The 23,644-nt window shown below is 36.2% G+C and carries 26 protein-coding genes; 20 read left to right on the top strand and 6 right to left on the bottom strand.

Going from position 1 to position 23,644, the window contains the following annotated elements; all coding sequences use genetic code 11:
- The first annotated feature begins 56 nt into the window (after nucleotides 1-56).
- The 13 genes from DD829_RS09210 (at nucleotide 57) to fabF (ending at nucleotide 13,339) form a co-directional block, all read left to right on the top strand.
- Nucleotides 57-2,102, top strand: a complete 2,046-nt coding sequence (locus DD829_RS09210) for a S9 family peptidase (RefSeq protein ID WP_108411597.1) — start codon at nucleotides 57-59, stop codon at nucleotides 2,100-2,102.
- A gap of 9 nt (nucleotides 2,103-2,111) precedes the next feature.
- Nucleotides 2,112-2,309, top strand: coding sequence for a hypothetical protein (locus tag DD829_RS09205; RefSeq protein ID WP_116547691.1), 198 nt, complete (start codon nucleotides 2,112-2,114; stop codon nucleotides 2,307-2,309).
- Between the two features lie 10 nt (nucleotides 2,310-2,319).
- Nucleotides 2,320-2,664 (top strand): hypothetical protein, encoded by a 345-nt coding sequence (locus DD829_RS09200; protein WP_076391546.1) that lies wholly within the window; start codon nucleotides 2,320-2,322, stop codon nucleotides 2,662-2,664.
- A 207-nt stretch (nucleotides 2,665-2,871) separates the two neighbouring features.
- Nucleotides 2,872-4,419 carry a sensor histidine kinase gene (locus DD829_RS09195; protein ID WP_108410434.1) on the top strand — a complete coding sequence of 516 codons (1,548 nt, stop codon included), beginning with the start codon at nucleotides 2,872-2,874 and terminating at the stop codon, nucleotides 4,417-4,419.
- 85 nt (nucleotides 4,420-4,504) lie between these two features.
- Complete coding sequence (locus DD829_RS09190) at nucleotides 4,505-5,191, top strand: response regulator transcription factor (protein WP_027380477.1); 687 nt, start codon at nucleotides 4,505-4,507, stop codon at nucleotides 5,189-5,191.
- A gap of 68 nt (nucleotides 5,192-5,259) precedes the next feature.
- Nucleotides 5,260-5,907, top strand: coding sequence for a hypothetical protein (locus DD829_RS09185; protein ID WP_108410433.1), 648 nt, complete (start codon nucleotides 5,260-5,262; stop codon nucleotides 5,905-5,907).
- A 58-nt stretch (nucleotides 5,908-5,965) separates the two neighbouring features.
- On the top strand, nucleotides 5,966-6,298 hold the full coding sequence (locus DD829_RS09180) for a hypothetical protein (protein WP_228408156.1): 333 nt from the start codon (nucleotides 5,966-5,968) through the stop codon (nucleotides 6,296-6,298).
- 110 nt (nucleotides 6,299-6,408) lie between these two features.
- Complete coding sequence (locus tag DD829_RS09175) at nucleotides 6,409-9,096, top strand: TonB-dependent receptor domain-containing protein (RefSeq protein WP_108410431.1); 2,688 nt, start codon at nucleotides 6,409-6,411, stop codon at nucleotides 9,094-9,096.
- Nucleotides 9,097-9,405: 309 nt separating this feature from the next.
- Entirely contained in the window at nucleotides 9,406-10,272 is an 867-nt protein-coding gene (locus tag DD829_RS09170) for a helix-turn-helix domain-containing protein (RefSeq protein ID WP_116547690.1), read from the top strand.
- A 79-nt stretch (nucleotides 10,273-10,351) separates the two neighbouring features.
- Entirely contained in the window at nucleotides 10,352-10,771 is a 420-nt protein-coding gene (locus DD829_RS09165) for an OsmC family protein (protein ID WP_076391534.1), read from the top strand.
- A 289-nt stretch (nucleotides 10,772-11,060) separates the two neighbouring features.
- Nucleotides 11,061-11,666: a TetR/AcrR family transcriptional regulator gene (locus DD829_RS09160; protein WP_108409114.1), complete on the top strand. Its 606-nt coding sequence runs from the start codon at nucleotides 11,061-11,063 to the stop codon at nucleotides 11,664-11,666.
- A gap of 5 nt (nucleotides 11,667-11,671) precedes the next feature.
- Nucleotides 11,672-12,097: a PaaI family thioesterase gene (locus DD829_RS09155; RefSeq protein ID WP_076391530.1), complete on the top strand. Its 426-nt coding sequence runs from the start codon at nucleotides 11,672-11,674 to the stop codon at nucleotides 12,095-12,097.
- Complete coding sequence (gene fabF / locus DD829_RS09150) at nucleotides 12,098-13,339, top strand: beta-ketoacyl-ACP synthase II (protein WP_108409115.1); 1,242 nt, start codon at nucleotides 12,098-12,100, stop codon at nucleotides 13,337-13,339.
- A gap of 175 nt (nucleotides 13,340-13,514) precedes the next feature.
- Here fabF and DD829_RS09145 read toward each other — a convergent pair whose 3' ends face one another.
- From DD829_RS09145 to msrB, 3 genes are all read right to left on the bottom strand, one after another.
- On the bottom strand, nucleotides 13,515-14,273 hold the full coding sequence (locus tag DD829_RS09145; RefSeq protein ID WP_108409116.1) for a murein L,D-transpeptidase catalytic domain family protein: 759 nt from the start codon (nucleotides 14,271-14,273) through the stop codon (nucleotides 13,515-13,517).
- Nucleotides 14,274-14,378: 105 nt separating this feature from the next.
- Nucleotides 14,379-14,777, bottom strand: coding sequence for a hypothetical protein (locus DD829_RS09140; RefSeq protein ID WP_108409117.1), 399 nt, complete (start codon nucleotides 14,775-14,777; stop codon nucleotides 14,379-14,381).
- A gap of 14 nt (nucleotides 14,778-14,791) precedes the next feature.
- Nucleotides 14,792-15,235, bottom strand: a complete 444-nt coding sequence (gene msrB, locus DD829_RS09135) for a peptide-methionine (R)-S-oxide reductase MsrB (RefSeq protein WP_108409118.1) — start codon at nucleotides 15,233-15,235, stop codon at nucleotides 14,792-14,794.
- Nucleotides 15,236-15,376: 141 nt separating this feature from the next.
- Here msrB and DD829_RS09130 point away from each other — a divergent pair, with 141 nt between their 5' ends.
- The 3 genes from DD829_RS09130 (at nucleotide 15,377) to DD829_RS09120 (ending at nucleotide 17,378) form a co-directional block, all read left to right on the top strand.
- Nucleotides 15,377-16,621: a DUF445 domain-containing protein gene (locus DD829_RS09130; RefSeq protein ID WP_108409119.1), complete on the top strand. Its 1,245-nt coding sequence runs from the start codon at nucleotides 15,377-15,379 to the stop codon at nucleotides 16,619-16,621.
- A gap of 28 nt (nucleotides 16,622-16,649) precedes the next feature.
- The gene (locus tag DD829_RS09125) at nucleotides 16,650-16,928 is read left to right on the top strand and encodes a hypothetical protein (protein ID WP_116547689.1); all 279 of its coding nucleotides are present in this window, start codon (nucleotides 16,650-16,652) and stop codon (nucleotides 16,926-16,928) included.
- Between the two features lie 75 nt (nucleotides 16,929-17,003).
- Nucleotides 17,004-17,378, top strand: a complete 375-nt coding sequence (locus DD829_RS09120) for a hypothetical protein (RefSeq protein ID WP_116547688.1) — start codon at nucleotides 17,004-17,006, stop codon at nucleotides 17,376-17,378.
- Between the two features lie 87 nt (nucleotides 17,379-17,465).
- Here DD829_RS09120 and DD829_RS09115 read toward each other — a convergent pair whose 3' ends face one another.
- Nucleotides 17,466-18,503, bottom strand: a complete 1,038-nt coding sequence (locus tag DD829_RS09115; protein ID WP_108411756.1) for a quinone-dependent dihydroorotate dehydrogenase — start codon at nucleotides 18,501-18,503, stop codon at nucleotides 17,466-17,468.
- 277 nt (nucleotides 18,504-18,780) lie between these two features.
- On the bottom strand, nucleotides 18,781-19,476 hold the full coding sequence (locus DD829_RS09110; protein ID WP_108411757.1) for a pseudouridine synthase: 696 nt from the start codon (nucleotides 19,474-19,476) through the stop codon (nucleotides 18,781-18,783).
- Nucleotides 19,477-19,595: 119 nt separating this feature from the next.
- On the opposite strand from DD829_RS09110, the gene DD829_RS09105 reads away from it, so the two are divergent.
- The 3 genes from DD829_RS09105 (at nucleotide 19,596) to DD829_RS09095 (ending at nucleotide 22,478) form a co-directional block, all read left to right on the top strand.
- On the top strand, nucleotides 19,596-20,093 hold the full coding sequence (locus DD829_RS09105; RefSeq protein WP_108411758.1) for an RNA polymerase sigma factor: 498 nt from the start codon (nucleotides 19,596-19,598) through the stop codon (nucleotides 20,091-20,093).
- The gene (locus DD829_RS09100; protein ID WP_116547687.1) at nucleotides 20,077-20,667 is read left to right on the top strand and encodes a hypothetical protein; all 591 of its coding nucleotides are present in this window, start codon (nucleotides 20,077-20,079) and stop codon (nucleotides 20,665-20,667) included. The genes DD829_RS09105 and DD829_RS09100 overlap by 17 nt, the downstream gene beginning before the upstream one ends.
- Nucleotides 20,668-20,936: 269 nt before the next feature.
- Nucleotides 20,937-22,478, top strand: a complete 1,542-nt coding sequence (locus DD829_RS09095) for a glycine--tRNA ligase (RefSeq protein ID WP_108410323.1) — start codon at nucleotides 20,937-20,939, stop codon at nucleotides 22,476-22,478.
- A gap of 230 nt (nucleotides 22,479-22,708) precedes the next feature.
- Here the strand turns inward: DD829_RS09095 and DD829_RS09090 are convergent, their stop codons facing one another.
- The gene (locus tag DD829_RS09090) at nucleotides 22,709-23,086 is read right to left on the bottom strand and encodes a helix-turn-helix domain-containing protein (protein WP_116547686.1); all 378 of its coding nucleotides are present in this window, start codon (nucleotides 23,084-23,086) and stop codon (nucleotides 22,709-22,711) included.
- A gap of 174 nt (nucleotides 23,087-23,260) precedes the next feature.
- Here DD829_RS09090 and DD829_RS09085 point away from each other — a divergent pair.
- On the top strand, nucleotides 23,261-23,644 hold a 384-nt coding region (locus DD829_RS09085; protein ID WP_194294693.1), incomplete at its 3' end, for a hypothetical protein.

Below are 23,644 nucleotides of genomic sequence, written 5' to 3'. Positions count from 1 at the left end.
TTCTTACCGGAAAGATGGTTTTTTTTTAACTAAATTTGAACAAGAATTAACATTAAATGAAAGCTCCAAAGGCAAAAAAAATAGAAAAAATACTTGAAACACACGGTGATAAAAGGTTAGACCCCTACTTCTGGCTCAACGAAAGAGAAAATCCGGAAGTAATAAAATATCTCGAAGAAGAAAATGCGTATGCAGATTTCATCATGAAAGATACAGAACCTTTTCAGGAGGAACTTTTTGAGGAAATGAAAGCCCGTTATAAAAAAGATGACGAATCTTTACCTTATTTCTTTAATGAATACTGGTATATCGTTCGTTATGAAGAGGGAAAAGAATATCCTATTTTCTGCAGAAAATACCAAAGTCTCGAAAACGAAGAAGAAATTATTCTGGACGTTAATATTTTGGCAGAAGGTGAAAGTTATTTTGAAGTCGGAAGCGTTGCTGTTTCTCCGGATAACCAATTGGCTTCATTTTCAACGGATAATGTGAGCCGAAGAATCTACACCATTAAATTCAAAAATTTACAGACAGGAGACACTCTTGCTGATGAAATTGAAAACACCACAGGAAAAGCAGTCTGGGCAAATGATAACGAACATATTTTCTACATCAGAAAAGATGAAAGCTTAAGAGCTTTTCAGGTGTACAGACATAAACTGGGAACAGATTCTTCGAATGATGTGCTGATTTTCCACGAAAAAGATGATACATTCGACGTTAATGTTTTCAAAACCAAATCTCTGGAATATATTTTCATTGCCAGTTCGAGTACCATTTCGGATGAGCACAGATTTATTCCTTCGGATGATGTTTTCACAGACTGGACGATTATTCAGCCCAGAATAGATGATCTGGAATATTCGGTTGAACATTACGAAGATGAATTCTACATCATTACCAACGCAGACGATACTTTTAATTTTAAAATTGTAAAGACAAAGATTAATAACTGCGGAATGGAAAACTGGGTGGATGTCATTCCGCATCGTCCGGAAGTTCTGCTGGAGGGTTTTGAGATCTTTAAAAACTATCTGGTTCTTGAGGAAAGAGAACAAGGTCTGTTACAGATTAAGATCATTGACGAAAAAACGCAGGAATCGCATTATCTGCCTTTTTCAGATCCTACATATACCGCTTACATCGGAGTAAATCTGGAATTTGATACGGAAGTTCTTCGTTACGGCTACACTTCTCTTACACAGCCAAGTTCCACCTACGAATATAATATGAAGGAAAAAACCACAAAGCTTCTGAAACAGCAGGAAGTTTTGGGCGGAAAATTCTTTGCCGAAAATTATATTTCCGAAAGAATCTGGGCAGATTCCAGAGACGGAGAAGCGAAAGTTCCTATTTCTCTGGTTTACCATAAAGACACCCCAAAATCTGCGGATACGCCTTTACTTTTATATGGTTATGGAAGTTACGGACATACCGTTGATGCAAGTTTTTCGAACGTGAGACTTTCTATATTAGACAGAGGTTTTATTTATGCGATTGCCCACATCCGAGGCGGAGAATATCTGGGAAGAGAATGGTATGAAGACGGAAAAATGCTGTTCAAGAAAAATACATTCTTCGATTTTATTGATGCCGGAAAATTTTTAATTAAAGAAAATTATACTTCTTCAAAGCACTTGTACGCCATGGGCGGAAGCGCAGGAGGACTATTGGTGGGAGCAGTAATGAATTATGAACCTTCCCTGTTTAACGGAATTGTAGCACAGGTTCCTTTTGTGGACGTTGTAACGACCATGCTGGACGAAACCATCCCTTTAACAACAGGAGAATACGACGAATGGGGAAATCCGAATGATGAAGAATATTATCATTATATGAAAGAATATTCGCCGTATGATAATGTAGAAGCTAAAGATTACCCAAATCTTTTGATTACCACCGGATTGCACGATTCGCAGGTACAATATTGGGAGCCTGCAAAATGGACGGCAAAACTGAGAGAGCTGAAAACGGATGACAATATCCTGATTTTCAAAACAGACATGAGCGCAGGACACGGCGGAGCGAGCGGAAGATTTGAATCTCTGAAAGAAGATGCTTTGGAATATGCTTTCCTGATGAAATTAGAAAATAAATATTAAACCGATTTTATGACACTCCTGATTATTTTCTTTGGTCTTGCAGTGGTGTATTACCTTTTTCAGAAAAACAGAATCAACAGAATTGAAAAACAGGAATACCTCCGCGAAAGGAAGAATGAAAAATTCGAACAGCTTCTGGATCTCGCAAGAAAAAAGGATGCGGCAAGATCTGAAGAGCAGGACAAAAATAATAACACGGAGAATTGATTGATACATTATGATGAACGAAGCGGAACTATGGCAAAAAGTAGAGCAATTTTTCATTGAAAATTTCGATACGGAAAAAAATGCTCCGATAGAAACCTACCTTTTTCTGATCGGACTTCAGGAACTGGGAAGCGGACAGCAAAAATATACAAAAGATGATAAGGTGAATTTAATCCACATTGCAGTGTGCAGATTACTGGAGCCTTTCGGATATTATAAATTTTCGCATTACGACGACGATGGATATCCTCACTTCGATAAGCTGGAAGATCTTCCGGAACTGAAACCGAATGAGCAGCAGCTTTTGATGAAGAAAGCAATTATTCAGTATTTTCAGGACGAGGAAATACTTTAGCAATAAAAAAAATGGAGAGTAAATTTTTACTTTCCATTTTTTTTGCAATGACTTTTGTTGTACAACTAAGTTAAAATTTATAAAAAAATGTTAAATAACACCTTTTTAAGAAAAATTACACAATTTTATGGCGCGTTTTTTGTTTATCAAGTCATAAAATAATTAATTTTAACACTCATTATTTCAAAAACGATTAAAATAAAGTAAATGAATAATAAGTTCATCCCAATAATTTCGGTGTTTATGACGATTTCACTGATTGTCTTTGTTACGCTCCAGTTTTATTGGCTGAAAAATTATTACGGTGCACTGGAACAGGAGTTTTCCAATAAAGTGTATTCCGCATTGGAAAGTACTTCCAAAAACATGGAAGAAATTGAAGTAGATAAATATTTAAATATTGACAATAAGGATTTCAGAAACAATATTTTAGCAAACAGCGATCAGCCTACGTTAACGACGATTCAGCAGGTAGAAGATTCCGGAACGCAGAGACAGATCATTTACTCTAAAAATATTATTGAAAAAAGTCAGCTTCCGATTTCCAAACAGGGAGACTCCATCAAGCTTACAAAATTATATTCTGACGAAGCGGCATATAAAATAAAAAGAGATACGACCAATCGTGAAATTCTTACCGCAGACATTAATCAGGATCTGGAGAATGGAGATTACGCGATGAAAGAATATGCGAAGATTATAGGAAATAATTTACCGATCAGCAAAAGAGTTGATGCAAAAATTCTAGACTCTGTTATTACTAAAGAATTAAAAATCAGAGGGATCAGCGCGAAATTTGGTTACGGAATTATTGATAAGAATAATAATCTCACCAAAGTTTTCAATAAAGATTATAAGGAGAAAAAAGATAACAATACATATAGTTATCCGCTTTTTACGGATCAGAAAGAAAGAACACTTTACAGTCTCGCTCTGGTATTTCCAAAGAAAGATTATTCTTTAGCCATGAACAACTGGCCGATGCTTTTGGGAACTTTTCTTTCGCTTCTTACCATTTTGGGAATTTATATTATTTCCATTAATTATATGATGAGGCAGAAAAAACTGGCGGAAGTGAAAACGGATTTCATCAACAATATGTCTCATGAGTTTAAAACTCCTCTGGCAACAATTTCTGTGGCAACAGATTCTTTGGCAAATGATAAGATTGCAACCAATCCGGAAAAGGTAAAATACTATTCGGAACTGATTAAGCAGGAAAATCTGAGGATGAAAAAGCAGGTGGAAAACGTTCTTAATATGTCTAAACTTGAGCGTAATGAGGTAAAATTATTCCTGAAAGAAACCAATGTAAGAGAACTCATCAGAAGAACGGCAGAATCTTTCAGCCTTATTGTAAAGCAGAGAAACGGTACGCTGAGAGAGGAATTTAATGCAACGAATTATAATTTTAAAATTGATGAATTCCACATCTCGAATATGCTGGTAAACCTTTTGGACAATGCCAATAAATATTCGCCGGAAACGCCTGAAATCTCTATTAAAACAATAAATGAAGGGCATTTTTATGTAATTGAAGTTTCAGATAAAGGAATGGGAATGGAAACCCAGAATAAAACGAAAATTTTCGAAAAATTCTTCAGGGAAGAAACAGGAAATATTCATAATGTGAAAGGACAGGGTTTAGGACTTTCCTATGTTAAAAAGATTGTGGAACTCCATAAAGGACAGATTATTGTAGATTCACAAAAAGGAAAAGGAAGTACATTTACGATTAAGCTTCCAATGGCATAGATAAAAATTTAACCAATAAACAAATATTAGAAAAGAGGAGAATGACTTGTTCATTCAAAATTATTAACGATTAATAGTTAAAACTATGAGCAACAGAATATTATTAGTAGAAGACGACCAGAGTTTTGGGGCAGTGCTGAAGGATTATTTAACGATAAATAACTTCGAAGTTACTCTTGCTACAGACGGAGAACAGGGGTTGAAAGAATTTACGGAAAACGAATTCGATATCTGTATTTTCGACGTGATGATGCCTAAAAAAGACGGTTTTTCATTAGCAGAAGACGTAAAAAAAATAGATAAAAATACACCGATCATTTTCTTAACTGCAAGAAATATGAGAGAAGATATCTTAAAAGGATATCAGTTGGGAGCAGATGATTACATCACAAAACCATTTGATACCGAACTTCTTTTATATAAAATTAAAGCAATTCTTCAGAGAAGTTCCACGTTGGAAAATGAAGAGCAGGAACAGTTCAAGATCAGCAATATTTTCTTTGATTCTATGCTGAGACAACTGAGAGTCGGCGACAACGAATACAAGCTTTCTCCAAAAGAAAACGAACTGTTGAAGCTTCTTTGCATCCACAGGAACGATTTCATGCCGAGAGACCTAGCGTTGAGAAAGATCTGGAAAAAAGAAAACTATTTTACGGCAAGAAGTATGGACGTTTATATTGCTAAGCTTCGTAAACTTCTGAAAGACGACGAAGGACTGGAAATCATCAACGTACACGGAGAAGGATTCAGACTTTTGGTTAAGAATTAATTCTAAAATATCACTATTATTATAAAATTGGCAAAGCATTTAAAAATGTTTTGCTAATTTTGTTTTATATGAAAAATACATTGTTAGGCATACTTGCCATTTCTATCTTTACTGTATCGTGTAAGAAGGATGAGAGAGCTACTTATCTTAAAGAAGAAACCGGAGTTCAGCAGGCTCCTGTAGCGGTTAATCAGGCTCCTAAAGCTTCTATTCTGGATCAGGCGGGAATTAAAACAACAACAGGGTCGGGAACTTCAACCGTTACTTCTCCCGGAATGAATCCGCCACACGGTCAACCCGGCCACAGATGCGATATCCCAGTCGGACAGCCATTAAATTCGGCTCCTGCACAACCTCAACAGGGAACTCAGAATGTTGCGGTAAATGCTCCGCAGGGACAGACCATTCAGATTGATCCGAATTCTTTACAACCCGGAAAATTTTCCGTAGACCAAAGCGGAAAAGCAAAAACCGTAAAAACTCCGAAAGGGATGAATCCGCCTCACGGAGAACCGGGACACCGATGCGATATTCCGGTAGGACAACCTTTGAACAGTAAACCGGCTCCGGTTCAGCAGCCTGTACAGCAGAATATGGCACAAAACGCTCCGGCTCCGGCTCCGACACCCGCTCCAACAGGTCCGAAACCGGCGGTAAATCCTCCGCATGGAGAGCCTTGGCATGACTGTGCGAAGAAAGTTGGAGAGCCATTGTAAGAAATTTTGTACTTTTGTAGTAATGAAATTTTTTCAGATCATCTTAATTATTTTCTGCTTGGGAATTTTTTTAGTTCCTAAAGACAGTTTCTATGCACAGAATATGCAGGAAAACTGTTGCAAAAAAGATTCTGAAATGAGCTGCTGTAAAAAAGATCATTCTCAAAATTCCGAAAACAATCATCACAAAAAAGAACAGAAATCAAATTGTAACGACGATTGCTGCTCAACGTGTTTAGCCTGTTATACTTTTATAGAAACTCCTTTTTCTAAGAGTTTACAATTAGAATATTCGTATTACAAATCGAATAAAAATTTACAGTTCGAATATTCTGATCCATACCTTTCAAGCCGTTTAAAAGAAATCTGGCAGCCGCCGAAAATAGCTTAATTAAAAATAATGTTACTAAACATCGGTTTACCAGCATCAGAATGACTGGTTATCGAACTGATGTTTACATTGCAGCATTAAAGCTTTAATTAATCTAAATTTTAAACAAAATGAAATTATATATTTCCAGGATTATTCTTGGTGTATTCTTATTATCCGTACAATGTATTTTTGCCCAGAATCTTTCTAAAAACCAATTCAAAGTAAAAGGAAACTGTGAGATGTGCAAAGAAAGAATCGAAAACACTGCTAAGAAAGCAGGTGCAAAAACAGCAACCTATTCAATTGATTCACAGACATTAATTATTGAAACAGACAACAATGCTTCTTCTGAAGAAATATTAAAAAAAATCGCCGAAGCAGGTCATGACAACGAAAAATTCAAAGCCTCTGCCGAAACGTACGAAGCTCTTCCGGGATGTTGTCATTACAACCGAGACTTACAGCCACAACCTATTGATAATCATGAAAATCATGCTAAAAAAGAGAATGAGTTTTATGTAAAAGGCAATTGCGAATCCTGCAAAGTACGAATTGAAAAAGCCGCCAAAGATGCAGGAGCAAAATTCGCAGAATGGGATGCCGAGAGGCAAATCGTGACTTTAAATTTTGATCCGGATACAACTTCATCAGACAAAATTTTAAAGAAAATTGCGGAAGTTGGGCATGATAACGAGAAGTATAAATCCAGCGACAACACATATAAAAATCTGCCTTCATGCTGTCTGTATGACAGAGAAATTCCTTTTGGAGAAGCAAATCCTAAAGTTCATACGGAAGAAGGAAATCCTTCAGAACACACCGACCACAGTGATCATAACACAGCGGGTGAAAATCACGGCAGTCATGAAAAAAATATTGAAGGCGTTACGGTAAACGGATCAAAAGCAGCAACGTCTTTAAACAAAAAAGAAGCAGGACTTATTTTTAATATTGATAAAAAAGAGCTCCTGAAAGCAGCCTGCTGTAACCTTTCTGAGAGTTTTGAAACTAACGCAACGGTTGATGTTTCTTTCAGCAATGCGGTTACAGGAACAAAACAACTGAAAATGTTAGGTCTAGATCAGAAATACACGAGCCTGACAAAAGAATTACTGCCCGAAATCCGCGGCTTGGCTTCTGCTTACGGACTGAATTTCATTCCCGGACGATGGATTGAAAGCATTCAGCTTACCAAAGGCGGAAGTACCGTAACGAACGGTTACGAAAGCATTACAGGACAAATTAATACAGAATTGCTGAAAAATGCAGAAAAGCCGGAGACTTCATTGAATTTATTTTCAGATTTTAACGGAAGAGCAGAAGCCAATATCACCAGTGTTTCACCCATCAACAAAAAATGGTCGCAAACATTTTTACTGCACGGAAACGGAACTTTCGGAGATACGGATATGAATGATGATGGATTTCTGGACAGACCGAAAGGAACACAGTTAAACGCAGCTTATTTATTGAATTACAATGATTTGGAAAACTCAGGATTGGGTTCGCATTTTGGAATTAATTTCATCAAAGACGAAAGAACTTCGGGACAGATCGGGTTTGACAAAAAAATGCCACAGGAAAAGCAGTCGCTGTACGGAGTTGGAATTGACATCTCCAGATTTCAGGTTTGGAATAAAACAGGATATGTTTTTAAAGGAAAACCCTACCAGAGTCTGGGCTGGATGAACCAGTACACTTTTCATCAGCAGGACAGCTTTTTCGGACTGAGAAATTATTCCGGAAAGCAGCAGACGTATTATTCCAATTTAATTTTTGAAAGTATTTTGGGAAATACCAATCATAAATACAAAGCCGGAGCGAGTTTCATGTATGATGGATATGACGAAACATACTTAACCTCAACGATTAAAAGAAACGAAATTGTTCCGGGAGCTTTTGCGGAATATACTTTAACGGGTTTAAAATACACCTTAGTTGCCGGAGCGAGAGTAGACTTTCATAATCTTGCCGGAACGCAGTTCACGCCGAGACTGAATTTTAAATATGATTTTACCCCGCAGACGATTTTGAGACTTTCCGCAGGAAGAGGGTTCAGAACGGCAAACATTTTTGCCGAAAGTCAGCAGTATTTCGCATCCAACCGATCGATTCAGATTTTGCAGAACGGAGGGAATATTTACGGTTTAAGACCTGAAATTGCCTGGAATTACGGAGCCAGTTTACAGCAGGAATTCAAACTTTTCGGAAGAAAATCTACCGTGGTAGCCGATTTTTTCAGAACAGATTTTCAGAATCAGGTGATGGTGGATCTGGACCGGTCTCCTCAACAATTAACTTTCTATAATCTTAACGGAAAATCTTTTGCCAATTCTTTCCAGACTCAGTGGGATTTTATCCCTTTCAAAAATTTTGAAGTGAGACTGGCTTACAAATATTACGATGTTCAGGCAGATTATCTGGATGGAAGACGTGAAGTTCCTTTCATGGCAAAACACAGAGGTTTTGTGAATTTTGCCTATTCTACCAACAAAAACAGCAAAGGTGGATTCTGGAGTTTCGACACCACACTGAATGCAGTCGGAAAACAGAGGCTTCCCAATACTTCATCGAATCCTGCGGAATTTCAGCTTCCTTCCTATTCCGAATCCTATGCGGTTTTAAATGCACAGATTTCAAGGAATTTCAATAAGAAAATCAGGGCGTATCTTGGAGGAGAAAATTTAACTTCCTATTATCAGAAAAATGCCATTGTTGATGTTAAAAATCCTTTCGGAAATTATTTTGACGGCGGAATGGTGTATGCTCCGATCATGAAAGCTAATTTTTATGTGGGACTGGATGTTACTTTTTAAGTTTTAGAGTTTGAGGGTTCTAGCGTTAGTGAGTTGGAGTCGTAAGCTAAAAACCAGAATTAATATTATTTGCAATTAGTTTAAACCATTAAGATTTCTGTTAAGGAGTTTAGAATATTAAGATGAGCTTCGCTTTTTTAGTTTTATCATTATTAAAATCAATTTGATTTTCTAAACTAAACTTAACCACTTAAATCCTCATAATGGTTCAGAAAATTCAGCAATTAAATTTATATTATTAAGCATGGTTTCAATAATTTAATAGTGTTGGAATCATGCTTTTTTGTACATTTATAGGAAAGCAAAAGGATGTCGCAAACACTTATCTTTGAAGACCAGTACAAGAAACTGGGATTCGAAACTTTTTCCGAAAACAATCTGCACGATTTTAAAGACAACAAATACAAATCTGAAATTAAAATTTTCTATATTCCTGCAGGATACGACTTGTATGTGGATTTCAGGAATTATAAAACAGAAAATCCTGCCATATTTTTTCTGACGAATCAGCATCTGCAAATTGAAAAAGGAAGCGGCGAATCGCATCTGATCTATTATAACCGCGATTTTTACTGTATTCAGATTCATGATAAAGAAGTCGCCTGCGACGGACTGCTTTTTCATAATGTGTTTGAAATTCCTCTTGTTGAACTGGATGCCGAAGAAAATTCTGCAATTCAACATTTATTTCAAAGCATCAGAAACGAACTGGAATGGAAAGATTCTTCCGCAGAGGAAATGATCCGAACCTACGTTAAACAAATTATCATCCGCGCCACCAGAAAATGGAAAAAGCAGAATCTGAATAATGATGAAATAAAAATTCCGGCACACGAACTGGATATCTTTCGGGATTTCAGCCGTTTGCTTGAACTTCATTTCCGGGAAAAACATAATGTGGCTGATTATGCAGAACTGCTTCATATTTCTCCAAAGACACTCACGCATAAATTCAAGAATTTAAATCTGGAATCTCCTAACCAGTTTATCATCAGCAGAATTTTACTGGAAGCCAAAAGACTTTTATTTTATACCGATAAACCGGTGAAAGAAATCGCTTACGATCTGGGCTATGAAGATCCTGCTTATTTCAACCGTCTTTTCACACAAAAAATCGGAAGTACCCCTGCAAATTTCAAAAAAAATTACAATTCGGGAAAAAAGTACAATAGTTAGTTCTTTTTGTGTATTTATCTGGAACGAAATCTGCAATACCTTTGTCACATCAAAATAACAATATTAAAACAAAAACATTATGAGACGTAACGCAACAGCCGTTTGGAACGGAACTATTAAAGAAGGAAAAGGACATCTTACCACACAAAGCACCACTTTAAACCAGACTCAGTATTCTTTTAACAGCCGATTTGAAGACGGAGTGGGAACAAATCCTGAAGAATTACTGGCAGCGGCTCACGCAGGTTGTTTCACCATGAAATTAAGTGCAGAACTTTCTCAGGCAGGCTATACTCCGGAAGAATTAACGACAAAATCTGTTATTACTTTGGATCCGAGCGCAGGAAAAATTACAAAATCTGAATTAACGTTAACGGCTAAAGTTCCCGGAATTTCAGAAGAAGAATTCCAGAAATATGCAAAAATTGCGGAAGAAGGTTGTCCTGTAAGTGCAGCTTTCAATTTCGAAATTACTTTGGAAGCTACTTTGGCGAACTAAGAATTTGAGCCATTAAGATTTCTTGTAAGAAGTTTAGATTAATTAAGCTCTTCACGTAAATTATTTAAAATCTTAATATCAACATGAATAGGAACGGGCTGAAGCCCGTTTTTTCATTCAAAAAATAAACCATAAGGCTTTAGCCAAAATTTAAAAAATAAAATATTCAACTTAATTAATCTAAACTTCTTACAAGAAATCTTAATGTTTAATAACGGATACATTTAATCTTATTATAAAATATACCGATTGGTATATTTTTGTATCTTTGCAGGAATTCAGCAGAAAAATGTCAAAAGCAGAAAAGACAAAACAATTCATCATTGAGCAAACCGCCTCTTTGTTTAATACCAAAGGCTATACCTCTACATCCCTTTCGGACATTACAAAAGCGACGGGTTTAACCAAAGGAAGTATTTACGGAAACTTTGAAAACAGAGATAAAGTAGCTCTTGAAGTATATCAGTTCAATGCAGGAATTCTTAAGAAAAATATGCAGAGATCTTTTGGTGAAGAATATCCTACGATGTCTGCCAAACTGTATGCTTTTATTGCATTTTACAGAAAAAACTGGAAAATAGTCTTCCAAAACGGCGGCTGTCCGCTAATGAATGCAGCGACAGAATGTAATGACTCCTTTCCGGAACTTAGAAAGAAAGTACGGCATTCTTTTGAGGACTGGATAAAAACCATCTCAAACATTATCATTGAAGGGCAAAAAAGCGGAGAATTCAAGCCTGAAATTAACGCGGAGGAATTTGCCTCATTATTGGTAATGATGATTGAAGGCGGAATTCTTTTATCCAAAACCACAGAAGACGAAAAATATCTCAATCTCGCTTTAGACAGGATTTTAGAGGTTATCGACAAAGAAATTAAACAAAATATCTCATAATTCATATGGATAAATTACAAATCATAAAATCATTCATCGGAAAAGAGTTTACAGCATCTCCTTCCCCATTTATGAAATGGTTGAATCCCGTTGTTCTTTCGGCAGAAGAAGGACAATTGGAGTTCCAATATAAAGTAAGGCAGGAATGGCTGAACCCGATGGGAAATCTTCACGGCGGGGTTACCGCAGCCATTTTTGATGATGTTATCGGAGCCACCATGTTCTCGTTAAACGAAAAAAACTTTATCGTAACCATAAATAACAGCATCGATTATTTTTCAACAGCAAAAGAAAATGATAATATTGTAGCTGAAACGAAAATCATCAAAAGAGGAAAGCAATTTGTAAACGCAGAGTGCGAAATCTGGAATGCAGATAAAACGCGCTTAATTGCAAGAGGAACCTCTAATTTATTCAAAATCAGCAATTAAATGAAAAGAGTTGTCATTACAGGACTTGGCGCAGTAACGCCTTTAGGAAATAATGTTGAAGAATTCTGGAACAACAGCATCAACGGCATAAGCGGAGCCAACAAAATCACCCACTTCGATACAGAAAAATTTAAAGTTCATTTTGCCTGTGAAGTTAAAAATTTTGATCCGAAAGTTCATTTAACACATAACGAAATCAAAAGAAGTGATCTTTTTTCCCAATACGCGATGTATTCCACAGCGGAAGCTTTAAAAGATTCCGGATTAGAGCTTGAAAAAATGGATCCGTTCGACACCGGAGTAATCTGGGGAACCGGACAGGGCGGAATGTGGACGTTCGAAAGTGAAGTGATGGAATTTACCAAAGGAGACGGAACACCAAGATTCAATCCTTTCTTTGTACCTAAATTTATTGCCAACATGGCTTCAGGAATGATTTCAATGAAATTCGGACTTCAGGGAATCAATTATACAACGATTTCTGCATGTGCTACAGGAAATACCGCATTGATGGATGCTTTTAACTACATCAGATTAGGAAAAGCCAAAGTAATCGTGAGCGGCGGTTCTGAAGCTGCGATCACTCCCGCTTCCATTGGAGGTTTCTCGATTATGAAAGCCATGTCTACAAGAAATGATGATTTTGCCACCGCAAGCCGCCCTTATGATGCAGAACGAGACGGCTTTGTGATGGGAGAAGGCGCAGGAGCCTTAATTCTTGAGGAATACGAACACGCTAAAGCAAGAGGCGCAAAAATTTACGCAGAATTGGTGGGAGCTGCGATGACAGCCGATGCGTATCACATGACAGCACCTCATCCCGATGGAGTTGGAGCCATTAAAGCGATGCAACTGGCTTTACAGGAAGCAGGAATCAACACCGAAGATATTGATTATGTGAATCCTCATGCCACTTCTACCCCAATGGGAGATTTGGTAGAATTAAACGGAATCAATAAATTATTTAAAGGAAGTAAAAATCTTGACATCAGTGCTACAAAATCCATGACGGGACATTTGCTGGGAGCTGCCGGAGCTGCGGAAGCCATTCTTTCAATCAAAGCAATAGAAAACGGAATTATTCCGCCAACCATTAATCTTCACAGGATTGATGAAAACATCCCGAAAGATCTGAATATTGTTTTTGGAGAAGCGAAAGAAAAGAATATCAATTATGCGCTAAGCAATGCTTTTGGTTTCGGAGGACACAATGCCACGTTGATTTTTAAGAAGTTTTCTTAAGCTTTTTGAATAAATCTCTAGCACATCTTACTGATTGAGCTGATATTGCCGTATAAAAAGGCTGTGTTAACTGAGAGAAAATACTATTTTGTAGATTCTTTCTTCGTCAGAATGACAACTATAATGGGAAAATTTAATACAATAAAAAAAGCAGTCAAATCCGACTGCTTTTCTGTTATGCTTTCAACCACTCCGATTTGGAAAGGTAATTCTGATCCGGATAATAAATAAAAAGAAGATTTCTTCCTTTTATGGTATTAATGATCGGTTTTGTTAAATCTCTCGGAACAGCGGGACAACCCCAACTTCTGCCGATTCTTTTATGCATGGCGGCAAATTCTTCGCTTACATAATCTGCGCCGTGCATAACGATGGCTCTTCTGTAGGCTGCATCATTAAATCCTTTGTCCATTCCAAGTAATCTAAGAGAATAGCCGTTGTCGCCGTCATACGTTGCATCGGTAATATAAAATCCTAAGCTGCTCTGCAACGAACTTTCCGTGTTAGAAAAATTCGTAGCAAATTCTTCGCCTGTATTTTTTCCGTGTGCCACCAATGAATTAAACAATACTTTTTTCTCATTCATGTCAATTACCCAAAGTCTTTTTGTGTTCGAAGACATAGAAAAATCGCATACCGTAAGTAAATGCGAATCCCCGTTAAGCAAACCTGCTTTCTTCATATTTTCAAAACCTGTTACTGCTTTGAAAAAAACCTCCTCATTAAGTTCGTGTCCCTGCTCGAAAACAATAGATCTGTATAATTCTTCTGAAGAACTTACTGCTGTTGCCGCAGATTTCTCAGATTTCGTGTCGGCTAATCTTACAATTTTTTTTGTACTGATTTCATTCTTTTCGATTGCCTTTTTTGGAGACAAATAGAATGAAGTAGTAACGATGTAAGCTGCACCTAATAAGCTATACAATGCTTTCATTCACTATTTCACTATTATGTTAAATCCAATTGAGTCAGCAAATGTATAAAACATAATTAGGGTAAGCGCAATAACTCCACAAAGTTTAACGCAATTTAAGAAATTTTAACTACCAGATAATGAGCTACTTCTTATTTTATTATATAGATATTCAATTTCATCCCAATATTCTTCATTGATGTCTTTATATACCATATAAACCCATTCAACAGCCAGTAAATCTAAAGGTTTTTTTGATTCTATCCACTCTATAATACCATTTATAATTATCCTTTCATCAAACGCAAACCATTCACCTGCAGGATGCAGCAAATTTGAAAAAAGTACAGGAAAAACTTCATACTTATTAATTTTTTTCACCTCATCAAAAGTATACGAGCTTTGGGATATTGTGGTAGCTATATATTTTAAATGAAAATCCTGTTTTAATTCCGTATCCAAATACAGATCAGATAATGCAATCCAAATAGGTTTCCGTTCATCAAAATTAATAACTTCTTTCATAGCTCATCATAATATTATTTTTCAGAATCTGCAACAAATTCCAGACTTATGGAATTCATACAGTAGCGCAATCCCGTTGGTTGAGGACCATCATCGAAAACGTGTCCCAAATGCGAATCGCATCTTTTGCAGAGTACTTCTACCCTTTCCATTCCGTAGGTCGTATCTCTTTTGTAATACACTCCTTCTTTATCTGCTTCAAAAAAACTTGGCCAGCCACAACTGCTCGAAAATTTTGAAGTGGATCGGAATAAATGGTTTCCGCACACCGCACAGTAATATTCTCCCAATTCATCAAATTCATTGTATTTTCCGGTGAATGGTCTTTCCGTTGAGGCTTCTCTGGCAATGGCATATAAATCCGGAGACAGGATTTTTCTCCATTCTTCATTGGAAATATCGAGTTTTGAAGTATCTGTTCTGGAGTAGTATGGATTGTTTTTTGCTTGGTTTTCCATAGAATTTTAAATATTTTTTATCAAAGACAAAATGTAAGCATCAAAACCGATGCCTTTGAGAAATGAAAATAACGAATTAAAAATTTTTACAACAATATTAACAGGTGAAATTTCACAACCAAATTTACTAAATTTGAGGATATGAATGATGAAGCCAAAAGAAAACAGCTCAGAAAATACAAAGCATTTGCCACAGGATTATTTGTGTTGATGGCAGTTCTGTTTATCGGGACTACCCTATTGCAAAAAACCATAGACTCGCACTGGATAGGTTACGTTCGTGCCTTTTCCGAGGCGGCAATGGTGGGAGCTTTGGCAGACTGGTTTGCCGTAACAGCCCTTTTCCGCCATCCGCTTGGTTTACCGATTCCGCACACCAATCTTATTGAAAACAGCAAACAGAAACTGGGAGACAATCTGGGAAATTTTGTCGTAACTAATTTTCTTTCTCCGGAAAACATCAGACCTTATATCCAGAAATTAAAAATCTCGAATTTTGTGGGAGAATGGCTCGGAAAAGAAAAAAATCGGGATGTTTTGCTTAAAAACCTTTCGGATATTGTTCTGGATATTTTAAATAAGCTCGACGATTCGGAAGTAAGCCGTTTTATCAGCAAAAAAGTGTCTGAAATGACCGATAACATCAAACTGAACGCCATTTTAGGCAACGGAATCAACTATCTTTTAGACAAAAACGATCATCAAAGGATTATTACCAATCTTTCTTCTCAGATTAAAAATTACATCGCTGAAAATGATGAAATGATTAAAGACCGCGTGAAAAAAGGAAGCTATACTTTTATTCCGGCTTTTGTGGATAATAAAATTGCTGATAAAATTACCACCGGACTTTCAGATTTTTTCAAAGAGATTGAACAAGATCCGAACCACGAAATACGAAATCTGATCACCCAGAAAATCTATGATTTCTCCAATGAACTCAAACAGGATCCCAAATGGGAAGAGGAATTCAAAAACATTAAAAATGATCTCCTCAAAAACGACAAGCTGAATGAATATTCCAACGACATCTGGATTTCCATTAAAAATACGTTAACGAAAGAACTTCAGGACGATGAATCTTCATTAAAGAAATATTTATCTAAAAATCTGAATGAATTTTCACAGAATTTAAAAAACGACGAAAATTTTCAGAAAAAAATCGACGACTGGGTTCGTGTTACCGCTTACAAATATATTCTAAAAAATACCCATCAATTCAGAAACCTCATCAGTTCTACCGTCGGAAATTGGCAGGGAAAAGAATTAAGCGAAAAGCTGGAACTGGAAGTAGGGAAAGATCTTCAGTTCATCCGTGTGAACGGAACGATCGTCGGTGGTTTGGTAGGGCTGATTATTTATACGATTGCGCATTTTTTCTTGTGAACATTTTAAATTAAGTTACAATCAAACCATGAAAAAAATACTCTCACTGTTATTTTCTTTAAGCCTAACATTTTTACTTTGCCAGAAAATTGAATTAAAAAAAGTAATAGATTCTTCTCAAATTTTCAAAGGAAAGATTGCCGGAAATCCTGTCACAATGCAGTTGAGCTATGATGGAATTATCGATTGTCATCAGTATCAGCATTTTGTGAAAGGTTGGTATTATTATGATAAATACAAAAAGAAAATTCCCTTGACGGGAGTTTATGATTTGGCTAATTTACATCTTTATAATTTTGGAAGATAAAAAATTCAAAAATTTTGAAATTCAACATTAAAAAAACATCGGGCTCATTTTACAATTTGACTGTAGATGTGAAAAATGCTTCAATTACAAAGTCAAGATAAAAAATTAACATATTTTATATTTTTTTTGTTTTTCCTATTGAAAGAAAAGAGTATTTTCGAGATTGATAAATATCTCATTAATATGAAAAAATTATTAAATGGAGCAACTCCATTATCAAGAAAAGCTCTAAAAGAAATAACAGGTGGATTAACAAATTTAGTAGTATATGATCCTGACAACAATTATTGTCAAAGTGCACTTGAAATTGTTCCTGTAGGATGTCCTTGTAATTCTAAAAGTATTTGCCCACAAAGATTCGGACCAGGTGCTGTAGGAAATAATTCAGGACCAGTTACATTAGCGGGCGCATGCATTAATGGTGTTTGTGCAGGTTCTGTGAATCCTTAAGTAAAACTTTCAACTACTAAACAGTAGTTTTTGAATTACTGTTTAGTAAAAAAGTTTATTATACTTCTATATTTTTATCGTTTCAACTTATCTTGGTAAACGACCCGCTCTCGTCAAAATTTCCTTATTAATATCTTGAATCAATTCCGGACCTTCGTAGATGAAACCTGTGTACAACTGAACCAACGTTGCTCCTGCATCCAGCTTTTCAAGCGCATCTTTTGCTGAATGAATTCCGCCTACTCCGATGATCGGGAATGCTCTGTTGCTTTTATCAGAAAGATATTTGATCATTTTTGTGCTTCTCTCACGAATAGGTTTTCCGCTCAATCCGCCGTTTCCGATTTCCGCTAAAACTTCAGGTGACGTTTTCAGACCTTCCCGGTTCACTGATGTATTGGAAACTACAATTCCGTCGATTTTTGTTTCTGCAATCAGTTCAATGATTTCATCTAATTGATTGGTATTCAGATCCGGAGCAATTTTCAGCAGAATTGGTTTCTGTACAGATTTCGACTGGTTGATTTTTTTCACTTCCGTAATCAGTTCACGAAGGTATTCTACATCTTCCAGTTTGGCGTGGCTTCCTACATTCGGACAGCTTACATTCAGCACAAAATAATCTACGTAAGGATGAAGCCCTTCAAAACATTCCAGATAATCCTGCGTGTAATTTTCGGGAGAAGTATTCGTATTTTTTCCGATGTTTCCACCGATGATGATTTTTCCTTTATTGCCTTTCAGTTTTTCAATCGCTGCTTCCAGACCGTCGTTGTTGAAGCCCATTCGGTTGATAATTCCGCCATCTTCAATTAAACGGAACAGTCTTTTCTTAGGATTTCCCGCCTGAGCTTTCGGCGTTACGGTTCCAATTTCCACAAATCCAAAACCAAGATCTCCCAATTCATTGAACAAAACTGCATTTTTATCGAAACCGGCTGCCAAACCAACAGGATTTTTAAATTTCAAGCCAAAAACTTCTCTTTCCAGACGCTTGTCTTCAATAGGTTTTGGAAAAAATAATTTGGTAAGAAATCCGAAATTTTTTAAGATTGAAAAAGTAAAATGGTGCACTTCTTCAGGATCGAATTTGAAAAGAATCGGACGAATGAGCGATTTGTACATTGAAAAAAAGTTTTACAAAAATACTCATTTTAAAATTAATGTCTGGTTAACGTATGATATTTTATAGAAAATCTATTATAAACGGTATCTATAAAACATAAGATCTGTGTAATGTGCTAAATCTACGATCGTTTGTTAAATTGCTTTCAGGAGCTATTTCCCGCTTTCCATTACAATCTTTTTTTGCAAAAAAGGATTTTCATTACAATCGGGGCTAAACCTCGGTCATTAATTTAAATGTGAGAAGTCTTCACAAAGTTGATGGAAGTTTAAGAAATTAAGAATATGCGCTCAAATCCAGTTTCAAAATATCCCCTACTTTTTTGAAATCCTCATCAATAGTCGCATTTACCGTAATTCTTTCGTTGGAAAAAGGATGATTAAATGTCAGTTGATGAGCGTGAAGCGTCATTTTATTAATGTCAAATGTCTGAAGCCATAATTTATTCTGTTTATTACAGCCATGTTTCCTACAGCCTAAAATGGGATGTAAAATGTGTTTAAAATGTTTTCTCAACTGATGAAATCGTCCTGTTTCGGGGATGGCTTCTACCAGACAATATCGTGAAGTCTGATGTTTTAAAAAAGGTAAATCGATCTCTGAAGTCTGCAGACGGCGATAGTATGTTATTGCATTTTGCGTAATTTCGTTTTCGTTAATCAGATCATAATCAATTTTTTCCTCTTCCTTTGTCCAGCCTCGTAAAATGGCAATGTATTTTTTTTCAACCCTTTTTTCCTCAAATTGGGTACTCATGATTCTCAGCGTTTCTTTATCTAAAGTGAACAGCAAAACACCCGAAGTTTTCCGGTCTAAACGATGGACAGGATACACTTTTTGCCCGATCTGCTTTCTCAGTTCCTGAATCGCATACGTATCGGCTTCTCCCGAATAAAAAGATTTATGAACCAACAATCCGCTGGGTTTGTTGATGGCGATAAGATGTTCGTCGCGATAAAGAATTTCTAACATCCGGCAAAAGTAGAGATTTTCAAGATAAACGATTCCTTAGGAATAATAAAAAGGTTTTATCTTCACTTAAATGATGTAACATTTTCGGTTGGATGTTCTCTAAATTCTAAAAACGATACATGCACAACTTAAACTTCGAAGAAATTTATCATACCTACTGGAAAAAGATTTTTCGACTCTGCATGGGGTATGTAAATGATGACGATATGGCTAAGGATCTTTGTCAGGAAACTTTTGTAGCCGTTTTTCAGCAATTGCCAAAATTCCGGCAGGAAGCGAATGTCGGAACCTGGATCTACAGAATTGCAACCAATATTTGTCTGAGACAGGTAAATGTGGAAAAGAGAATGCCTAAAAATGAACTTCCTTATCAGATAAAAGATATTTCAGATAAGGAACATAAGCAGGAACAGGAAAAAATGACTGACTTTCTCTATCAGTGTATTTCCGAATTACCTGAACTGGAAAGAATTATCATTTCCCTGGAACTAGAAGAAATGAAGCAGAAAGACATTGCCGAAGTTGTGGGAATTTCACCTGCCAATGTGAGAGTTAAAATACACAGAATCAAAGAAAAATTAACCGAAAAATTTGCAAAATATGCCAACCAATTATAATTTTCAGGAAATCTGGAATCAAAAAAACATTGAAGTTCCGGATATCAAAGAAATAAAAGCAAAAGCTGAGAAATACAGAAAAAGACAATTATTAAAAGATATCGGACTTATTGCCCTATTATTATTTATAACAATTATAGTAATTACCATCTGGATATTTGTAAAATTTACTTTCTTCACAACAAAATGGGGAATTGTGTTTATGCTTATCGGTCTCGTTTCTTATACTTATCTGGTATATCAAAACGTTACTATCTTAAAGAAAGTGAATACTTCTGCAAGTAATCAGGAATATTTGCTTACTATGAAAAAAACAGAGCAACAACAGATCTACATGCAGACGAGAGGATTGAGTTTTTACTACCTCTCCCTTTCTTTAGGTTTTGCCATTTATTTTTATGAACTTACTTTAAAAATGTCGTGGCTCGGCGTTGCCGCTGTGTATGGATTAACTTTTTTATGGTGTGCCATCAGTTGGTTTATTATCAGACCGAGACAGATCAGAAAACAGAAAGAAAAAATATCTTTGGTCATCAATTCTTTGGAAAAACTTGAAGAAAGCCTTGATGAATAATTCATTACCTCCTTAAAATGATTTATATCCCTTAAACCTAACGGGTTTTAAAAACCCGCTAGGTTTTGAAACCGTATAATACTCAATAGCCTTGATGGAAATGGCATCCTTTTCTGTGGCAGGCAGAACGAAGTGGAGACCGCCACAGAAAAGATACAGTGGACAGCAGGTTCCCGGCTCCTAAACTACACGAATATAAAAACTTCCGTCTTCCCGCTTCCAACTTCCCGCTTTTTCACTATTTTTGTACTTTCAGACGTTAAAAAATTATGGCAAAGCAAGAAGATGTTTTCAAGAAAGTGATTTCTCACGCTAAAGAATATGGTTTTATTTTCCCTTCGAGTGAGATCTACGATGGTTTATCCGCTGTTTATGATTATGGACAGAACGGAGCCGAGTTAAAAAATAATATCAAGCAATACTGGTGGAAAGCGATGGTACAGCTTAACGAAAATATTGTGGGTATTGATTCGGCAATCCTGATGCACCCGACTACATGGAAGGCTTCGGGGCACGTAGACGCTTTCAACGATCCATTGATTGATAATAAGGATTCTAAGAAACGTTTCAGAGCAGATGTTTTGGTGGAAGATTACTGTGCTAAAATTGAAGATAAGGAGAACAAGGAGATTGAAAAAGCAGCGAAAAGATTCGGTGAGGCTTTTGATAAAGAACAGTTTGTGGCAACAAATCCAAAAGTTTTGGAATACAGAGCCAAAAGGGAAGCAATCCTTTCCAGACTGGCAAAATCTTTAGAAAATGAAGATCTTGCTGATGTAAAAGCGTTAATTGAAGAGCTGGAAATTGCTGATCCGGATACGGGTTCTAAAAACTGGACGGAGGTAAGACAGTTCAACCTGATGTTCGGAACTAAGTTAGGGGCTTCCGCAGATTCTGCAATGGATCTTTATTTAAGACCGGAAACTGCGCAGGGAATTTTCGTTAATTTCCTGAATGTACAGAAAACCTCCCGTCATAAACTTCCTTTCGGTATTGCACAGATTGGAAAAGCGTTCAGAAACGAGATTGTTGCGAGACAGTTTATCTTCAGAATGCGTGAATTCGAACAGATGGAAATGCAGTTTTTCGTAGCTCCGGGAACAGAACTTGAATTCTACGAGCAATGGAAGCAAAAGCGTCTGAACTGGCATTTGGCTTTAGGTTTGGGTGGCGAAAATTACAGATTTCACGATCATGAAAAACTGGCTCACTACGCGAATGCAGCAGCAGATATTGAATTTAATTTCCCTTTCGGTTTCAAAGAACTGGAAGGTATTCACTCAAGAACGGATTTCGATTTAAAAGCGCATGAAGAATTTTCAGGCAGAAAACTTCAGTTCTTCGATCCGGAAAGAAACGAAAACTATGTTCCGTATGTGGTGGAAACTTCGGTTGGTTTAGACCGATTGTTCTTGGCTTTATTCTCTCATTGTTTAAGAGACGAAGTATTGGAAGACGGTTCGGAAAGAACGGTTTTATCTTTACCTCCGGCTTTAGCACCCATTAAGGCTGCAATTCTTCCATTGATGAAGAAAGACGGCTTAGCTGAATACGCAGAACAGATTTTCAACGATCTGAAATACGATTTCAACTTATTCTACGAAGAAAAAGATGCGATCGGAAAACGTTACAGAAGACAGGATGCAATCGGAACACCATATTGTATCACCATCGACCACGATTCTTTAACAGATCATACCGTGACGATAAGGGACAGGGACACAATGGAACAGGAAAGAGTTCCGGTTTCTGAACTGAGAAGAATTATTGATGAGAAAACGAGTTTCAGAAATTTACTTTCTAAAATATAGATGAAAAGCCTTGAGAAATCAGGGCTTTTTAATTTTTTATCAATTGTTGTTTTCTGTTTTAGGTTTGAAAGTTTCTCTATATGAGACAAGTAGAACGTGTTTCGATTAAAGGTGTCTCACTGCGAGAAGGCAACCCTCCTTTTAGGTTTAGACTTTCTCAACTTGAGACGGCGAAAACTTATTGGAGATAAGAACATCTTAACCTGAGATGATGCTATCCTAAACAGGTTCTATTTATTTTTTAAAACTTTTATTTCTTCTTTAAGTTCCTGTACTTGTTCTTTTAATTCTTTGATACGTTCTTCGTATAATTCAACTAATTTTTCAGATAAACCACCTACAGTAAATGTATTATTATTACCAAAGCCTATCGCAACTTTATCATTGTTATCATAAACATTATTAATGGTTCGTTCATCATCAAATAGCTCATTCATATTTATATCCAATTCCTTTGCAATATTACTTAATAATAAAGAATTGGGAATATTTTTATCAGATTCTATACTGGAAATGGTGCTCTGCGCAACGTCCAGACGTAACGCCAAATCGTCTTGGGAAAGCCCTTTTGCTTCTCTGAATCTTTTTACTTTAGTCCCTATGCTCATAATATCGATATTTAGATCAAAAATAACAAAATATCGATGATGCTGAAAGATTTTTTATTTTAGTTTTGCTTTTACTGAAATTTATATGAAAGTTTAATACAATTTTTTAACCAAAACAAAAAAATACATCTTATTATAAAAAAATTATATTTAACCCACAAAAAACAAATGACTATGACAAAAAAAATGATTTCGTGGCTGTCTTTCATGGCAGTATTTCTTTTTCTCCTGCACTCCTGTGTGCACGATGAGATTTATTCTTCTTCCGATCCTGCATCCGAATCCTATCATTCTAAAAGTTTATGGAAAGAAGATGAAATCTACATCAAAAATATTATTAAAATCTACGGTGAGCATGAAAATGAGATCAGGAAAGAGCATGGAATTCCATTATGGGATTATGCAATGACGTTGGATAAATTTAATGAAAGCTATCTTGTAGTTCCCATACGCAAAAACGGAAAAATCTCGGAAGTTCTGGAAGTTCCCAGATTTGGAAGGAAAGTATATTTCAGATATTCTAATGATGTAGAAAAGGTCGGGCTTTTTAATCAGCTT

The organism is Chryseobacterium sp. HMWF035, assembly GCF_003094695.1.
Taxonomy (GTDB): domain Bacteria; phylum Bacteroidota; class Bacteroidia; order Flavobacteriales; family Weeksellaceae; genus Chryseobacterium; species Chryseobacterium gambrini.
This window is presented reverse-complemented; position numbering and strand designations above follow the sequence as displayed.

Coding starts and splice junctions, on each gene's coding strand:
- DD829_RS09120 (WP_116547688.1), top strand. CDS start 17,004: ATGCTTCAATTACAAAGTCAAGATAAAAAATTAACATATTTTATATTT.
- DD829_RS09200 (WP_076391546.1), top strand. CDS start 2,320: ATGATGAACGAAGCGGAACTATGGCAAAAAGTAGAGCAATTTTTCATT.
- DD829_RS09115 (WP_108411756.1), bottom strand. CDS start 18,503: ATGTACAAATCGCTCATTCGTCCGATTCTTTTCAAATTCGATCCTGAA.
- DD829_RS09110 (WP_108411757.1), bottom strand. CDS start 19,476: ATGTTAGAAATTCTTTATCGCGACGAACATCTTATCGCCATCAACAAA.
- DD829_RS09095 (WP_108410323.1), top strand. CDS start 20,937: ATGGCAAAGCAAGAAGATGTTTTCAAGAAAGTGATTTCTCACGCTAAA.
- DD829_RS09105 (WP_108411758.1), top strand. CDS start 19,596: ATGCACAACTTAAACTTCGAAGAAATTTATCATACCTACTGGAAAAAG.
- msrB (WP_108409118.1), bottom strand. CDS start 15,235: ATGGAAAACCAAGCAAAAAACAATCCATACTACTCCAGAACAGATACT.
- fabF (WP_108409115.1), top strand. CDS start 12,098: ATGAAAAGAGTTGTCATTACAGGACTTGGCGCAGTAACGCCTTTAGGA.
- DD829_RS09130 (WP_108409119.1), top strand. CDS start 15,377: ATGAATGATGAAGCCAAAAGAAAACAGCTCAGAAAATACAAAGCATTT.
- DD829_RS09160 (WP_108409114.1), top strand. CDS start 11,061: ATGTCAAAAGCAGAAAAGACAAAACAATTCATCATTGAGCAAACCGCC.
- DD829_RS09090 (WP_116547686.1), bottom strand. CDS start 23,086: ATGAGCATAGGGACTAAAGTAAAAAGATTCAGAGAAGCAAAAGGGCTT.
- DD829_RS09190 (WP_027380477.1), top strand. CDS start 4,505: ATGAGCAACAGAATATTATTAGTAGAAGACGACCAGAGTTTTGGGGCA.
- DD829_RS09140 (WP_108409117.1), bottom strand. CDS start 14,777: ATGAAAGAAGTTATTAATTTTGATGAACGGAAACCTATTTGGATTGCA.
- DD829_RS09195 (WP_108410434.1), top strand. CDS start 2,872: ATGAATAATAAGTTCATCCCAATAATTTCGGTGTTTATGACGATTTCA.
- DD829_RS09100 (WP_116547687.1), top strand. CDS start 20,077: ATGCCAACCAATTATAATTTTCAGGAAATCTGGAATCAAAAAAACATT.
- DD829_RS09170 (WP_116547690.1), top strand. CDS start 9,406: ATGTCGCAAACACTTATCTTTGAAGACCAGTACAAGAAACTGGGATTC.
- DD829_RS09165 (WP_076391534.1), top strand. CDS start 10,352: ATGAGACGTAACGCAACAGCCGTTTGGAACGGAACTATTAAAGAAGGA.
- DD829_RS09125 (WP_116547689.1), top strand. CDS start 16,650: ATGAAAAAAATACTCTCACTGTTATTTTCTTTAAGCCTAACATTTTTA.
- DD829_RS09155 (WP_076391530.1), top strand. CDS start 11,672: ATGGATAAATTACAAATCATAAAATCATTCATCGGAAAAGAGTTTACA.
- DD829_RS09175 (WP_108410431.1), top strand. CDS start 6,409: ATGAAATTATATATTTCCAGGATTATTCTTGGTGTATTCTTATTATCC.
- DD829_RS09185 (WP_108410433.1), top strand. CDS start 5,260: ATGAAAAATACATTGTTAGGCATACTTGCCATTTCTATCTTTACTGTA.
- DD829_RS09145 (WP_108409116.1), bottom strand. CDS start 14,273: ATGAAAGCATTGTATAGCTTATTAGGTGCAGCTTACATCGTTACTACT.
- DD829_RS09205 (WP_116547691.1), top strand. CDS start 2,112: ATGACACTCCTGATTATTTTCTTTGGTCTTGCAGTGGTGTATTACCTT.
- DD829_RS09210 (WP_108411597.1), top strand. CDS start 57: ATGAAAGCTCCAAAGGCAAAAAAAATAGAAAAAATACTTGAAACACAC.